This window comes from Pseudomonas sp. TH34 (assembly GCF_016650865.1).
GTDB lineage: Bacteria > Pseudomonadota > Gammaproteobacteria > Pseudomonadales > Pseudomonadaceae > Aquipseudomonas > Aquipseudomonas yamanorum.
In genome coordinates this window covers 134471-148676 of the sequence record NZ_JAEKFB010000010.1, presented here as the reverse complement: position 1 = coordinate 148676, position 14206 = coordinate 134471, and the positions used below count along the sequence as shown (strand labels likewise).

General features: G+C 60.5%; 11 protein-coding genes and 2 tRNA genes. 3 read left to right on the top strand and 10 right to left on the bottom strand.

Annotated elements, in window-relative coordinates:
• The first annotated feature begins 108 nt into the window (after positions 1 to 108).
• Positions 109 to 888 (top strand): ferredoxin-NADP reductase, encoded by a 780-nt coding sequence (gene fpr / locus JFU58_RS05520; protein WP_003189055.1) that lies wholly within the window; start codon positions 109 to 111, stop codon positions 886 to 888.
• 117 nt (positions 889 to 1005) lie between these two features.
• Here fpr and tsaA read toward each other — a convergent pair whose 3' ends face one another.
• The 5 genes from tsaA to rimO all read right to left on the bottom strand — a co-directional run bounded on the left by tsaA (position 1006) and on the right by rimO (position 4944).
• Positions 1006 to 1701 carry a tRNA (N6-threonylcarbamoyladenosine(37)-N6)-methyltransferase TrmO gene (gene tsaA, locus JFU58_RS05515; RefSeq protein ID WP_063027510.1) on the bottom strand — a complete coding sequence of 232 codons (696 nt, stop codon included), beginning with the start codon at positions 1699 to 1701 and terminating at the stop codon, positions 1006 to 1008.
• A gap of 4 nt (positions 1702 to 1705) precedes the next feature.
• Positions 1706 to 2167: a DUF1456 family protein gene (locus JFU58_RS05510; RefSeq protein ID WP_063027512.1), complete on the bottom strand. Its 462-nt coding sequence runs from the start codon at positions 2165 to 2167 to the stop codon at positions 1706 to 1708.
• A gap of 77 nt (positions 2168 to 2244) precedes the next feature.
• Positions 2245 to 2955: an rRNA pseudouridine synthase gene (locus tag JFU58_RS05505; RefSeq protein WP_003208627.1), complete on the bottom strand. Its 711-nt coding sequence runs from the start codon at positions 2953 to 2955 to the stop codon at positions 2245 to 2247.
• A gap of 71 nt (positions 2956 to 3026) precedes the next feature.
• Positions 3027 to 3500 (bottom strand): GNAT family N-acetyltransferase, encoded by a 474-nt coding sequence (locus JFU58_RS05500; RefSeq protein WP_201140013.1) that lies wholly within the window; start codon positions 3498 to 3500, stop codon positions 3027 to 3029.
• A gap of 103 nt (positions 3501 to 3603) precedes the next feature.
• A complete protein-coding gene (gene rimO / locus JFU58_RS05495) occupies positions 3604 to 4944 on the bottom strand; it encodes a 30S ribosomal protein S12 methylthiotransferase RimO (RefSeq protein WP_003208624.1) in 1341 nt (446 codons plus the stop codon).
• Positions 4945 to 5245: 301 nt separating this feature from the next.
• Here rimO and JFU58_RS05490 point away from each other — a divergent pair, with 301 nt between their 5' ends.
• A complete protein-coding gene (locus JFU58_RS05490) occupies positions 5246 to 7147 on the top strand; it encodes a potassium transporter Kup (RefSeq protein WP_063027516.1) in 1902 nt (633 codons plus the stop codon).
• 54 nt (positions 7148 to 7201) lie between these two features.
• Here JFU58_RS05490 and JFU58_RS05485 read toward each other — a convergent pair whose 3' ends face one another.
• The 4 genes from JFU58_RS05485 to JFU58_RS05470 all read right to left on the bottom strand — a co-directional run bounded on the left by JFU58_RS05485 (position 7202) and on the right by JFU58_RS05470 (position 11771).
• Positions 7202 to 8488: a virulence factor family protein gene (locus JFU58_RS05485; RefSeq protein WP_017480176.1), complete on the bottom strand. Its 1287-nt coding sequence runs from the start codon at positions 8486 to 8488 to the stop codon at positions 7202 to 7204.
• Entirely contained in the window at positions 8488 to 11130 is a 2643-nt protein-coding gene (mprF, locus tag JFU58_RS05480) for a bifunctional lysylphosphatidylglycerol flippase/synthetase MprF (protein ID WP_063027519.1), read from the bottom strand. Before mprF ends, JFU58_RS05485 begins: the two co-directional genes overlap by 1 nt.
• Before the next feature lie 280 nt (positions 11131 to 11410).
• Positions 11411 to 11487: transfer RNA gene (locus JFU58_RS05475), tRNA-Met, on the bottom strand.
• A gap of 207 nt (positions 11488 to 11694) precedes the next feature.
• Positions 11695 to 11771: transfer RNA gene (locus tag JFU58_RS05470), tRNA-Met, on the bottom strand.
• Between the two features lie 291 nt (positions 11772 to 12062).
• Between JFU58_RS05470 and dinB the strand changes: the two genes are divergently transcribed.
• Positions 12063 to 13121 carry a DNA polymerase IV gene (gene dinB / locus JFU58_RS05465; RefSeq protein WP_076015374.1) on the top strand — a complete coding sequence of 353 codons (1059 nt, stop codon included), beginning with the start codon at positions 12063 to 12065 and terminating at the stop codon, positions 13119 to 13121.
• A 113-nt stretch (positions 13122 to 13234) separates the two neighbouring features.
• Here dinB and JFU58_RS05460 read toward each other — a convergent pair whose 3' ends face one another.
• Positions 13235 to 14188 (bottom strand): hypothetical protein, encoded by a 954-nt coding sequence (locus tag JFU58_RS05460; RefSeq protein WP_201140011.1) that lies wholly within the window; start codon positions 14186 to 14188, stop codon positions 13235 to 13237.
• Between the last annotated feature and the right edge of the window lie 18 nt (positions 14189 to 14206).

Sequence of the window (14206 nt, the reverse complement as noted above, 5' to 3'; positions counted from 1 at the left end):
ACCCTTATCTTAATAATCCAGTTAACAGATATTGTCGCCGCCATTAGAATGCTGTGCAATTGCGCATCCATCATTTGGCGCAGACCCATTTCCAGGAGTCCCCCGTACATGAGCAACATGAACCACGAGCGTGTCCTCAGTGTTCATCACTGGAACGACACTCTGTTCAGCTTCAAGTGCACCCGTGATCCGGGCCTGCGCTTCGAGAACGGTCAGTTCGTGATGATCGGCCTGCAACAGCCTAATGGCCGCCCGCTCATGCGCGCTTACTCCATTGCCAGCCCGAACTGGGAAGAGCATCTGGAGTTCTTCAGCATCAAGGTGCCTGATGGCCCGCTGACTTCCCAATTGCAGCACTTGAAGGAAGGCGACGAGATCATCATCAGCAAAAAACCGACGGGCACCCTGGTGCTCGACGATTTGAAGCCGGGCAAGCACCTCTATTTGCTCAGCACCGGTACCGGCCTGGCGCCGTTCATGAGCGTGATCCAGGACCCGGAAACCTACGAGCGTTTCGAAAAAGTGATCCTGTGCCACGGCGTGCGTTACGTCAACGAAGTCGCCTACCGCGAATTCATCACCGAGCACCTGCCGCAGAACGAGTTCTTCGGCGAGGCCCTGCGTGACAAGTTGATCTACTACCCGACCGTGACCCGCGAGCCGTTCGAAAACGAAGGCCGCCTGACCGACCTGATGCGCAGCGGCAAGCTGTTCAGTGACATCGGCCTGCCTCCGATCAATCCTGAAGACGACCGCGCCATGCTGTGCGGCAGCCCGAGCATGCTGGATGAAACCAGCGAAGTGCTGAACAGCTTCGGTTTGAAGGTCTCCCCGCGTATGCGTGAGCCGGGTGACTACTTGATCGAGCGTGCGTTCGTCGAGAAATAAGCGAACCGCAAAAAATTTGGGAACGGGCTTGCTCGCGAAGGCGGTGTAACAGTCACCAGATGTATTGACTGATCTACCGCCTTCGCGAGCAAGCCCGCTCCCACATTTGTTTCCGGTTTATCCAGCCGACACCACTTCCAGCACACAAATCATCCCGGCTTCGGGATAGTGCCACCGCACATCCACGTCCCAGAACTGCGCCCCGTATTCCCGCTCTGGCCCCGGCGTCTGGTACGCCGGCCGTGGATCTTGCGCCAGACACTGCTCGATCAACGCCACCAATGGCTCGTCAAGGCGCTGAGCGTGGCCCTGCGCCTGTTGCAGCGCAGTCTTCAGCCACTGCACGGGAATCAGCTGTGGCGCAGCGCTGGCGATGCTGTTGGTCGCGGTGTCAACGATGTCTGCGTACGGCACGTACGGCTTGATGTCGAGAATCGGCGTGCCATCCAGCAGGTCGATGCCGGATATCCACAGGCGGCCGTCTTCCACCTTGTCCAGCTTGACTACCGATTGGCCAATGCCATTCGGCCTGTGGGTCGCGCGGGTGGCGAACACGCCCATGGACTTGTTACCACCGAGGCGAGGCGGGCGCACTTTCAGTCGGGGTTTGTCTTCCAGCGCCTGATGGAACAGGAACAGCAACCACACATGGCTGACCTGCTCCAGCCCCTGCACCGCCTCACCCTGGTCGAACGGCGCCACCAGCTCCAGCACGCCCCGGGCGGCAGGCGCCAGTTGTGGCTGGCGCGGGATGGCGAACTTCTCCTTGAAGCAGGAGCGGACAAAGCCGATGGGCGAGACGCTGTAGCTCACGGGCTTAGGCGCGAACGCGCAGGGTCAGGCCCTTGAGGAAGTTGCGCAGCAACTGGTCACCGCAGGTGCGGTAGTTGGTGTGGCCGAACTTGCGGAACAGCGCGCTCAGCTCTGGCTTGGACACCGGGAACTCGGAAGCCTTGAGGATTGCGTGCATGTCGTCTTCTTTCAGTTCGAAGGCCACTCGCAGCTTCTTGAGGACGATGTTGTTGGTCACCGGCAGTTCGATCGGCTGCGGTGGACGGCTTTCGTCCTTGCCGCGCTTGAAGATCACCAGGCCATCGAGGAAATGCGCCATGACTTCGTCCGGGCAGAACACGAAGCCTTCTTCCTCGTCTTTCTTGAGGTAGGTCAGCAAATCTTCCTTGGTGACTTCCATGCCGCCGAGCTTGATGATCTCGACCATCTTGTTGTCGCTGATGTCGAGCATGTAGCGCACGCTGCGCAGTACGTCATTGTGAATCATGGTGGGCAATCCTGGTCATTCAACTGTGGACACCGCCCAGGCAGGCGGTGTCGAGAGATTCGGCGGCGAAAAAAGTCTTAGAACTTTTCTTTGCCGGACAGATAGCGCCATTGGCCTACCGGCACTTTGCCGATGGAGACTCCGCCAATGCGGATGCGTCGAATGGCGACGACTTTCAGGCCAACGGCTTCGCAGAACAAGGCAATCACACCCGGTTGCGGGTTTTTCAACGCAAAGCGCAGGCGGTTCTCGTTCTGCCAGCTGGCTTTCACCGCCGGCAATTCCTTACCTTTGTAGGTCAGGCCGTGGTTGAGGCGGTTCAGGCCGTGGGCGACCATGTCGCCGGACACTTCCACCACGTATTCCTGTTCGATCTTGTTCGCGTCAGCGGTCAGCTTGCGCAGGATCTTCCAGTCCTGGGTGAACACCAGCAGGCCGCTGGCCTTGGCTTGCAGGTCGCTGCTGGCGGTCAGGCGCAGGAAGTGGCCTTTGAGCGGGCGTTTGCTGAAGCGGTGTTCTTCCGACAGGGTCTCGGCGTTGATCGACGCCATGGCCGTCTCGGCATCCACACCGGCGGGGGCGTGGAACAGGATGGTCACCGGCTCCGGCGCAGTGGCCTTGGCCTCAGGGTCAAGCTCGACCTTCTGGGTGGTGACCTTGAACTGCGGCTCGTCGATCACTTCGCCGTCCACCGTGACCCAGCCGCCTTCGATGAACAGCTCAGCCTCCCGACGGGAGCAACCGACCAGTTCGATGAGGCGTTTGGAGAGGCGTAGGGGTTCAGTCATGACAAGGGCCGAAACAAAAGGGGGCGGCTATTGTACCTGTGTGGCGCCGGTTAATCCCGGCTCCATTTCATTTAGCCGCGGCGGGCCTGTTGCTGGGCCTGGCGCAAACGCATGTGCAGCAACGGATAAGGCTGGCCCATGCCGTCGTGGTCCGTGCGTCCGATCACCTCGAAGCCCTGCTTGAAGTAAAAGCCCAGTGCCTGCGGGTTCTGTTCGTTGACGTCCAGTTGGTCGGCGTTCATGGACTCGATGGCATAGCGCAGCAATTGTCGGCCCAGGCCCTGGCCACGGTGTTCGGGGTCGATAAACAGCATCTCGACCTTGCCCGCTGCTACTCCGGCAAACCCGGTAATGCGCTGGCGCGAGTCCTTGGTGCAGATCAACATCACAGCGTCGAGGTAGCGGGTCAGCACCAGGTTTTTCAGCAACTCGATGTAACTGTCCGGCAGGAAGTCGTGGGTGGCCCGCACCGAAGCCTCCCAGATGCGGGTCAGGTCCTGATAATCGCTGGATTTGGGTGTATGGATAACCGAATGCTGGCGCATGCCCGCTGCCCCTTGCTGATGTTTGGCACTGATGGGCAAAACGATAGACCTAAAAAAGCCCCGCATCTTGTCCAGAAGCAGGGCTTTTTCAATTCTTTACACCTTATGCGCGCTTTTCAGCCCACAGGTCGTACTCGTCGGCGTCGGTCACGGTGCACCAGACCTTGTCGCCAGGCTTCAAGCCGCTGGCGTCGTCGATGAACACGTTGCCGTCGATTTCCGGTGCATCGAAGAAGCAGCGGCCAACCGCACCTTGTTCGTCGACTTCGTCGATCAGGACTTCGATCTCACGGCCGATGCGCAGTTGCAGGCGCGCCGAGCTGATGGCCTGCTGGTGCGCCATGAAGCGCTCCCAACGGTCCTGCTTGACGTCGTCCGGTACGATGGCAGCGTCCAGCAGGTTGGCTGGAGCACCTTCCACCGGCGAGTACTGGAAGCAGCCGACGCGGTCCAATTGGGCCTCGGTCAGCCAGTCCAGCAGATACTGGAAGTCTTCTTCGGTTTCGCCGGGGAAGCCGACGATGAAGGTGGAACGGATGATCAGGTCCGGGCAGATCTCGCGCCAGTTCTTGATCCGCGCCAGGGTCTTGTCTTCGAAGGCCGGGCGTTTCATGGCCTTGAGGATTTTCGGGCTGGCGTGCTGGAACGGGATGTCCAGGTACGGCAGGATCTTGCCGGCGGCCATCAGCGGGATCAGCTCGTCAACGTGCGGGTACGGGTAAACGTAGTGCAGGCGTACCCATACGCCGAGGCTGCTCAGGGCTTCGCAGAGTTCGGTCATGCGGGTTTTCACCGGCGCGCCGTTCCAGAAACCGGTGCGGTACTTGACGTCGACGCCATAGGCGCTGGTGTCCTGGGAGATCACCAGCAGCTCTTTCACGCCGGATTTCACCAGGCGCTGGGCCTCGTCCAGTACGTCGCCCACCGGGCGGCTCACCAGCTTGCCGCGCATCGACGGGATGATGCAGAAGCTGCAGCTGTGGTTACAGCCTTCGGAAATCTTCAGGTAGGCGTAGTGGCGCGGAGTCAGCTTGATGCCTTGCGGCGGCACCAGGTCGATCAACGGGTTGTGGTCCTGGCGCGGCGGCACTACGTCGTGCACGGCGTTGACCACTTGCTCGTACTGCTGCGGGCCGGTCACGGCCAGCACGCTCGGGTGAACGTTGCGGATGGCGCCTTCTTCCACGCCCATGCAGCCGGTGACGATCACCTTGCCGTTTTCCTTGATGGCTTCGCCGATCACTTCCAGGGACTCGGCCTTGGCTGAGTCGATGAAGCCGCAGGTGTTGACCACCACCACGTCCGCGTCCTGGTAGGTGGACACGACGTCATAGCCTTCCATGCGCAGTTGCGTAAGGATGCGTTCGGAGTCGACCAGAGCCTTTGGGCAACCCAGGGATACAAAGCCGACCTTGGGGTTGGCTTTTGCGATGGTGGTGGACATGTCTAACCTCGGTATTGAATGACGCCACCAGTCGTGCACGAAAGGCGGCGGACGGGCGCTTAGCGCGCCTCTGATCAAAAAGTGCGCAATTCTAGCGACGGGAATCGCTCTTGACCAGCTTTATGCAGGGAAATACGACGAGTGCTGCGCTATGCTTCGCGCCGTTGCACCTGAGTGAATTTCCTCGGTCAATAAATCGTCTGTAACGAGAAGTAAAACAGCGCATGCTGTGGACAGCATAGGCGCCCGCAGCAGGCGCGCTGTTTATAAAAGACCGCAGGTCAAAGGGCAGGAGTGGTTGATGGGTCAGGCAAGTAGTCAGGCAGCAGGTGCCGAGCAGTCCAACGCAAAGCCGATCGGCATGCTCGTGGCGGCAGTGGGTGTGGTTTACGGCGATATCGGCACCAGCCCGCTCTACACCCTTAAAGAGGTGTTTGCTGGCGGTTATGGGGTTCAGGTCAATCATGACGGGGTCTTCGGGATCCTGGCACTGATTTTCTGGTCGCTGGTCTGGGTCGTTTCGATCAAGTATGTGCTGTTTATCCTGCGCGCGGATAACCAGGGCGAGGGCGGCATCATGGCCCTGACGGCACTGGCTCGGCGGGCGGCGGCACCTTATCCCAAGTTGCGTTCGGTGCTGGTGATTCTCGGCCTGATCGGTGCGGCGCTGTTTTACGGCGACAGCATGATCACCCCGGCGATCTCGGTATTGTCGGCGGTGGAGGGCCTGGAGTTGGCCTTTGATGGCCTTGAGCGCTGGGTAGTGCCGCTTTCGCTGGTGGTGCTGGTCGGGCTGTTTCTGATCCAGAAACACGGCACTGACCGCATCGGCAAGTTGTTCGGGCCGGTGATGGTGGTGTGGTTCCTGGTGCTGGCCGGCTTGGGTGTGCACGGCATCAGTCAGCACCCTGAAGTGCTCAATGCGCTGAATCCGGTGTGGGGCGTGCGCTTCTTTACCGCTCATCCTGGCATGGGCGTGGCGATTCTCGGCGCGGTGGTGCTGGCACTGACCGGTGCTGAAGCGCTCTACGCCGACATGGGCCACTTCGGGCGCAAGCCGATTGCCCGTGCCTGGTTCGCCCTGGTGCTGCCGGCGCTGGTGCTCAACTACTTTGGCCAGGGTGCGCTGCTGCTGGAAAATCCAGAGGCGGCCCGTAACCCGTTCTACCTGCTGGCACCGGAGTGGGCTCTGGTCCCGCTGGTGGCGCTGTCGACGTTGGCCACCGTGATCGCCTCGCAGGCGGTGATCTCCGGGGCGTTCTCCCTGACCCGCCAGGCGATACAGCTCGGTTACATCCCGCGCATGCACATCCAGCACACCTCCAGCGCCGAACAAGGCCAGATCTACATCGGCGCAGTGAACTGGTCGCTGATGGTGGGTGTGATCCTGCTGGTGCTGGGCTTCGAATCTTCCAACGCCCTGGCCTCGGCCTACGGTGTGGCGGTGACCGGCACCATGTTGATCACCAGCATCCTGGTGTCGGCGGTGATGCTGTTGCTGTGGAAATGGCCGCCGGTATTGGCGATCCCGGTGTTGATCGGTTTCCTGCTGGTGGATGGGCTGTTCTTCGCTGCCAACGTGCCCAAGATCGTGCAGGGCGGTGCCTTTCCGGTATTGGCGGGGATTGTGTTGTTTATCCTCATGACCACCTGGAAGCGCGGCAAGGAGCTGCTGGTGGACCGGCTGGACGAAGGTGGGCTGCCGCTGCCGATCTTTATCAGCAGTATCCGTGTGCAGCCGCCTCATCGCGTCCAAGGCACCGCAGTGTTCCTGACCGCGCGCCCGGATGCCGTGCCTCACGCCTTGTTGCATAACCTGCTGCATAACCAGGTGTTGCATGAACAGGTGGTGTTGTTGACGGTGGTCTACGAAGACATCCCGCGTGTACCCGCCCAGCGTCGGTTCGAAGTTGATTCCTATGGTGAGGGTTTCTTCCGGGTGATCCTGCACTTCGGTTTTGTCGATGAGCCGGACGTGCCCGAGGCGCTGAAGCTGTGCCATCTGGATGACCTGGACTTCAGCCCGATGCGCACCACCTACTTCCTCAGCCGCGAAACCGTGATCGCCTCCCGCATCAAGGGCATGGCGCGCTGGCGTGAAGGGTTGTTCGCCTTCATGCTCAAGAACGCCAATGGCAACCTGCGCTTCTTCAAGCTGCCGGTTAACCGGGTGATCGAGCTCGGCACTCAAGTAGAAATGTAAGCCCAACAAAAAGCCCCCGGTGCCTTGCGGCAGCGGGGGCTTTTTTGTGGGCGCTTATTCGGCGGGGGTCTTGCCCTGGCGCTTCTCGATGATATCGACCAAACGCTTGGCCAGCGCCGGGTAGTTCTCGTCGAAGTGATGGCCGCCAGGCAGCTTCACGGCTTCGCCGACTGCGGTCTTATCGGTGCAGCCGCTCTCGTCGACTTCCTCGGCACCGTAGATGCACACAACCTTGGCAGGCGGCAGCTTGGCCATTTCCGGGCCGGTAGCGGCTTCTTTGCCAGCGTTGCCCAACCAGCCTTCCACTTCGATCTCGAAGCTGCCGGTGCGGGCGAAGGCCAGCAGGATGATCGCGTCTACACGCTGCTGCTCGTTTTCCGGCAGGCGGTTGTAGATGGCCGGCAACACGTCGGCGCCGAACGAGTAACCGGTCAGCACAAAGCGCTTGGTGCCCCATTTCTGCCGGTAGTGCTGCATCAGCTCGGTGAGGTCTTTGGCGCTTTGTTCCGGGGTCTTGTGCTGCCAGTAGTAGCGCAGGGTGTCGATGCCGACCACCGGGTAGCCGATCTTGGCCATTTCACCGGCCACGTCGCGGTCCAGGTCACGCCAGCCGCCGTCACCGGAGAGGAACAGGGTGACGGTGTCCTTGGCTTGGCCAGCCGGCACTTCGACCACCGGGATCGCCAGGCCGCCGTTGTCCGAACCCACGAGTTGCTTGCGCAGCTCGTTGTTCAGCACTTGCGGGTAGTGAACGTCGTAGTCGCTGATGCTGGTGGTGGCGCGCGGCGTGTCGCGTACGAAACTGGCGGCATCATCGTCAGGGTTATCGTTCCAGGCCACCAGCCAGCTGCCGTGGGCCGAGGTTTTCGGCAGCGGGTCGTTGCAGCCCGGCTGCGCCAGCGCGAAGCCGACGGAGATGGCATTGGCCTTGTCGTCGTTCTGTGCGGCCAGCCAGCGCCAGGCCAGCGATGCGCCAGGGCCGATGCCGCTGACCAGGGTCGCCGGGCCGGCAAGCTGGCCCAGGGCGGTTTGCAGGGCTTGTTCCTGCAGCTTGCAGTCGTCCTTGGGCAAGATCACCTGGACGATCTGCGCCGCGCCGCCCTGGCTGAGGGCGATCAGCTGGCTGTCGGTCAGGGTTTCGTCGGCCAGCACGGCCACGGCCACCCGGGCTTTAGGTGCGGTGCCTGGAGTTACGCGGGTCAGGACCGTGCCATCGGCCTGGGGCAGTTGTTCCAGAGTCGGTTGCGGTGCAGGGCGGTTCCAGTACCAGTAACCACCACCGAGGATCAGTGCCAGTACCACCAAGATTGCCAATACATACCGCCAGGAGCGTCGAATCATCAGCGTTTCACCAATCCAGTCAAGCCACCCGCAATCAGGGCGGCGGTGTCGGCCAGTGCCACCAGCGGATCAAGTCCTGCGGGCACGGCCATATAACGGGGTTCCCAGTCAGGCTGGAACTTGTCTTTGAAGCGGCGCAAGCCTTGGAAGTTATACAGTTGCTCGCCACGACGGAACACCATCGAGCCCAGGCGTTGGGTCAGCGGGGCGCCGCGTCGTGGTTGCAGGCCCGACAACGGCACCATGCCGAGGCTGAAGCGGGCGTAGCCGTGGTTCTTATAATGTTGAATCAGGCCGACCATCATGAATTCCATGGTCAGTTTCGGCGCGTCCGGGTGCGCACGCATCAGGTCGAGACTGGCCAGGTCGTGGCTGTAGGTCTCAAGCAGGTTCGCAAACGCTACCGGATGCCCTTCGAAGCGAATGATCGCAATACGAAAGTGCTTGAGGTAGTCGTCGCTGAATCGTCCGAGGGAAAAGCCTTTTTCCCGCACGTTCTTGCCGGTCAGCCACGCGTCGGAGATGACTCTCAGCTCCTCCATCGGGGCCTGGCCGGGTTCGTGGATCTCCAGGGACAAGCCATCACGGGTCCCGCGGTTCCAGGTGTAGCGCAGGTCCTTCATCTCTTTGCCCTTGGCTTCCAGGTCAAAGCGTTTCAGGTCGACCCGGGCTTCTTCACCCAGCTTGATCGCGGTCAAGCCGATGTCCATGTAATACGGCAGGTTCTCGGCGCGCACCTGGTAGAACACCGGACGGGCGTGGTGAATGTCGCACAGGTCGCGGAACTGCCAGATCATCTCGGCCCGTTGCAGGGTCGGGCCGATCGGATCGTACAAGGCCACCAGGCTGCGACCGCGACGAGCGTACATCAGGAACGCTTCGTCGTTGGGGTGAAACAGCAGGGCTTTGTCGCCGGTCAGTGCCAGGCCGCCATCGGGTTGCGCCGAGTTCATCAGGATCTTGGTGGCGCGCTCCAGTTCCTCAGGCGTTGGCAGGTGGATGATCGGGCGCGCGGTACGCAGCAGCCAGGTCAGCGACACCACCACCAACACCACGGCGGCGCCCAGCAACGAGCGCAGGCCGCGCGGGGCGTTGGCGTCGAGGGTGAACTGCCACCACAGCTGATGGCTGTAGGGCACGTCCTGGTAGGCGAACAGCAGCAGCCAGATCGACGCACCGAGTACGCACACGCTGGCAACAAGATACAGCGGCGAGAAGGGCAGTTCGGTCAGGCGGCTGGCGCGATAGAACGAGCGTCGGAAGATCGCCAGCAGCACCGCGGTCATGGTCATCAGGCTGGCTTCTTCCCAGTCGAAACCCTTGAGCAGGGAGAGCAGGGCGCCCGTCAGCAGCAGCACCATGGTCAGCATCCACGCGGCGGACAACCGGCGACGCAGGCCCTGGGCCAAGAGCAGGCAGAGCACGCCGATCAAGCTGGCACCAAAGTGCGAAGCGTCAATCAGGCGATGAGGAATCAGGAAGCCGATGTTTTCCAGGCGTGAGTCGATTTCCGGGGTTGCGCCGGAAAACAGCAAGACCACGCCTGACAAAAAAACCAGTACGGCCAGGATGGGTGCAGCAAGGCCCGAGGCCGCCCGCAGGCTCTGTTGCGTATGGAACAGGCGCTGGGCTTCATTGACCAGCAGGAACACACAGGCGATCAACAGCGGCAGTACCACATAGATCATCCGGTACAGCAGCAATGCGGCGGCCAGTGGTGCGGCGCCAAGCTTGTCGGCGAAGGCGGCCAGCAGGATTGCTTCGAACACCCCGACGCCGCCCGGTACATGGCTGAGCACGCCGGCGGCCAGGGCCAGCAGGTACACCAGCAGGAATGGGCCAAAGGGTGGCGCTTCCGGCAGCAGCATATACAGCACGGTGGCGGCCGCGGCGACGTCGAGGGCGGTGATGATCAGTTGCAGGAAGGTCAGGCGACGGCCCGGCAGGCGCAGGGTGCGGCGCCCGGCCTTGACCAGTAGGTTGTCCGGGTACGGTTGTTCCGGCAGGCGGCGGCGGTAGATGCCGATGCACAGTGCGGCTGTTAACAACAACACAGCGCCGGCGATGCCGCCGAGCAAGCTCGCGGGCAAATGCAGCGCGTTGGACGCAGCGGGCAGGTTGCTCAGGGTGGCCAGTGCAGCCAGTGGCGGCAGTGCGCAACCCAGGGCCAGGCTGGCAAACACGGTCATACGGGCCACTTCGGAGGCGCCGATGCCGTACCGTGCATATAAACGGTAGCGTACCGAACCACCCGAGAGCATCGACAGGCCAATCGCATTGCCGATGGCGAAAGCGGTAAAGCCGCCGTAGGCCAGGGTCTTGGCAGGCAGTTTCACGCCGGCATAACGGGCGCCGGAAAATTCATAGCCCAACAGAATGATGAAACCGGCAACAGCGGCACCGAATGCGCCGAGCAGGGCAGGCTTCGGCACTTCCAGGATCGAATCGTGGAGCGCGTACAGGTCCAGCTCAAGCAGCAGGTGGCGACAGGCGATAAGGGCGATTGCGAACAGCAACAAGGTGACGGCCAATCCGATGGGTTGGCGGTACTTGCTCAACAGATCCAGCCAGCGCAAACGGGTGGGAGTGATCGGTTGTGTCGCTGTGACAGAGTCTTGTGGTTCAGACGAGTTGGCGCGCATCAATCACCTCGTGGATTGTGCGCGACAGGATGGAGGTATCCAGCCAAGTTACCAATCCCTATGTACAAAATAATTACAAATATTAACGCGTATCGCGCGGTGCGGCGACAGCGCCCAATGGTCGTAGAAGGACAGTGCTTGAAGACTTAGCATAGCTTGCAATGAGATGGACTCTACAAACCGTGTACGGTTTCATGAAAGATGCCATGCCATTGTTTCAAAAGGACTTTTTCGTCAGATACAAAAAAGGCCGCTCTTTCGAGCAGCCTTTTTTGATGTTTGGTTGCGGGAGCCGGATTTGAACCGACGACCTTCGGGTTATGAGCCCGACGAGCTACCAGACTGCTCCATCCCGCGTCTGTGTGGCGGCATTCTACAGAGCAACGGCGGGGTGTCAACCGTTAATCGAACGATGGGTCAAATAAGTGCAAATTAGCGTCGGATTGTCACGCACCAGTGGTAAGTGCGCGATAGAGAAAGGATTTTTGTCTGACAATTGAAAAGACGGGTAAAAACAGACAGGCACAAAAAAGGCCACTCTTTCGAGTAGCCTTTTTCGATGTTTGGTTGCGGGAGCCGGATTTGAACCGACGACCTTCGGGTTATGAGCCCGACGAGCTACCAGACTGCTCCATCCCGCGTCTGTGTGTCGGCATTCTACAGAGGAACGGGAGTGTGTCAACCGCTGATTCAAAGAAAAGCGCTTGTGGTTCAATCGGTTAGCTCTCCAAGGTGGCCCCTTGATCGGGCTCGGGGCCAGTCTGGCCGAGGCTTTCAGCTCTATTGGGGGGTGTGTTTCGATTGAGAAAATGAATTCATCTACGAATTTTCCTACCGCTTAGGCGGAAGATTCAAACTACTGGTGCTATATACAGGTGTGAGTGAGATACTGCCCGCCTGTTCGTTTTCTGCCCAGAACCACTGCCTTATATATGACGCAGCGCAAAATCATCCACGTTGACTGTGATTGCTTCTACGCCGCCATCGAGATGCGGGACGACCCGACCCTGGCGCAAAAGCCCCTGGCGGTTGGCGGCTCGGCAGACCGTCGCGGCGTGATCGCTACCTGCAACTATGAAGCACGGGCCTACGGTGTGCGTTCGGCCATGTCGTCCCGGCACGCCTTGAAGCTGTGTCCGGACCTGACCATCGTCAAGCCGCGCATGGATGCCTATAAAGAAGCCTCCAAGGAAATCCAGACGATCTTTCGTGACTACACCGACCTGATCGAGCCGTTGTCCCTGGACGAAGCCTACCTGGATGTTTCTGACAGCCCGCATTTCGGCGGCAGTGCCACGCGCATTGCCCAGGACATTCGCCGGCGGGTCTCCAATCAATTGCACATCACCGTTTCCGCGGGCGTGGCGCCGAACAAGTTCCTCGCCAAGATCGCCAGCGACTGGAAAAAGCCCAACGGGCTGTTTGTGATCACCCCTGATCAGGTGGAAGACTTTGTCTCGGCGCTGCCGGTGAAAAAGCTCCATGGCGTGGGCAAGGTGACCGCCGACAAGCTGACGCGGCTGGGGATCGAAGACTGCCTGCAACTGCGAGAGTGGAACAAGCTGGCCCTGGTGCGTGAATTTGGCAGCTTCGGCGAGCGGCTTTGGAGCCTGGCCCGTGGCATTGATGACCGTGTGGTGCAGAACGACAGCCGCCGGCAATCCATCAGCGTTGAAAACACCTACGATGTCGACCTGCCGGACTTGCCCAGTTGCCTGGAAAAACTGCCTGAGCTGATGGACACCCTGGCCGGGCGGATGGCACGCATCGACAGCAGTTATCGGGCGGGTAAGCCGTTCGTCAAAGTGAAGTTTCACGACTTTACCCAGACCACCCTGGAGCAGGCCGGTGCAGGGCGGGACCTGGAGAGTTACCGGCAGTTGCTGACCCAGGCGTTCAATCGCGGCGGCAAGCCGGTGCGATTGCTGGGGATCGGTGTGCGCTTGCTGGATTTGAGCAGCGGCAACGAGCAGCTCCAATTTCCCTGGTAGAAACCGGATAAAAATGTGGGAGCGGGCTTGCCTGCGAAAGCGGAGTAACAGTCAACCTCAATGTTGAATGCCAGACCGTCATCGCAGGCAAGCCAGCTCCCACATTAAGTGCTTCAGCGTTCCCCGGGATCCGCCACCAGGCGACCCGCATCCTTGGTCAATGCCTGCAAGAATTCCTGCTGCAATTCCGGATCATTGCGGGTCAGTTCGATCAGGCTTTGTTCCAGCTCGCTGGCTTCTTCTTCCAGGCCCAGCTCCGACAGACGCTTGACCCGGTGTACCCACTCGTTGACTTCGTCGTCTTCCAGGTCGTCGTAGATCAAGGCGTGGGCTTCGAGCAATTTGCTGCGCAGTGTGCCGCTGACGGCCAGGGACGAGTCCGAGTGCACATCGTCCTGGGCGTCTTCCACACTGATCTTCAGGGTGTTGATGCGGTTCAGGTCCTGCTCGGCAAACGGGCTGTCCAACAGGTTCAGGCGCAGCACGCCGTTACGGTCGGTAGTCAGCTCATGGGTTTGCTTGCCGGCGGTCACCTGCACCGGGCGTTCGCTCCAGGGCAGGCTCGAATACTCCACGCGCTTGTCGCGCTGGACTTCATCGATACCCGCCAGGTTCTGTTGCGCCCGACCGTTGGATTGCACGTTCATGAACGGGTTGATCCCGTCCACGCCGTAGCTGAGCCAGTCACGGGTTACGCTGGTAGGCAAGTTGCCCAGGGCAAAGATATTCGCCACGTTAGCGCCGACGCCCGCCACAAGCGCGACCGCGCCAAAGGGCATCTCGTAGAGTTTGCGCCAAGGCTGGTAGGGCGTGTAGCGGTCGTAACGACGGGTGACTTCGAATTCGGTGACCTCAAAGGTCTTTTGTTCGTGAATGCGAACCCTGCGTTGCGGCAGCTCCAGCACCTTGGGTTCGCCCACGTCGATCTGCAGGCTGTGATCGAGCAATTTTCGCTCGATACGTTCCTCGTGTTCGCTGCGTTGCGACATTTGGTTGGCGCAGCCGCTGACCAGCAGGGCGCCACATAACGTGGCGCCCCCCAGGGCTATGGTGTTTCGCTTGAACATGACGACTCTTGATCTGGT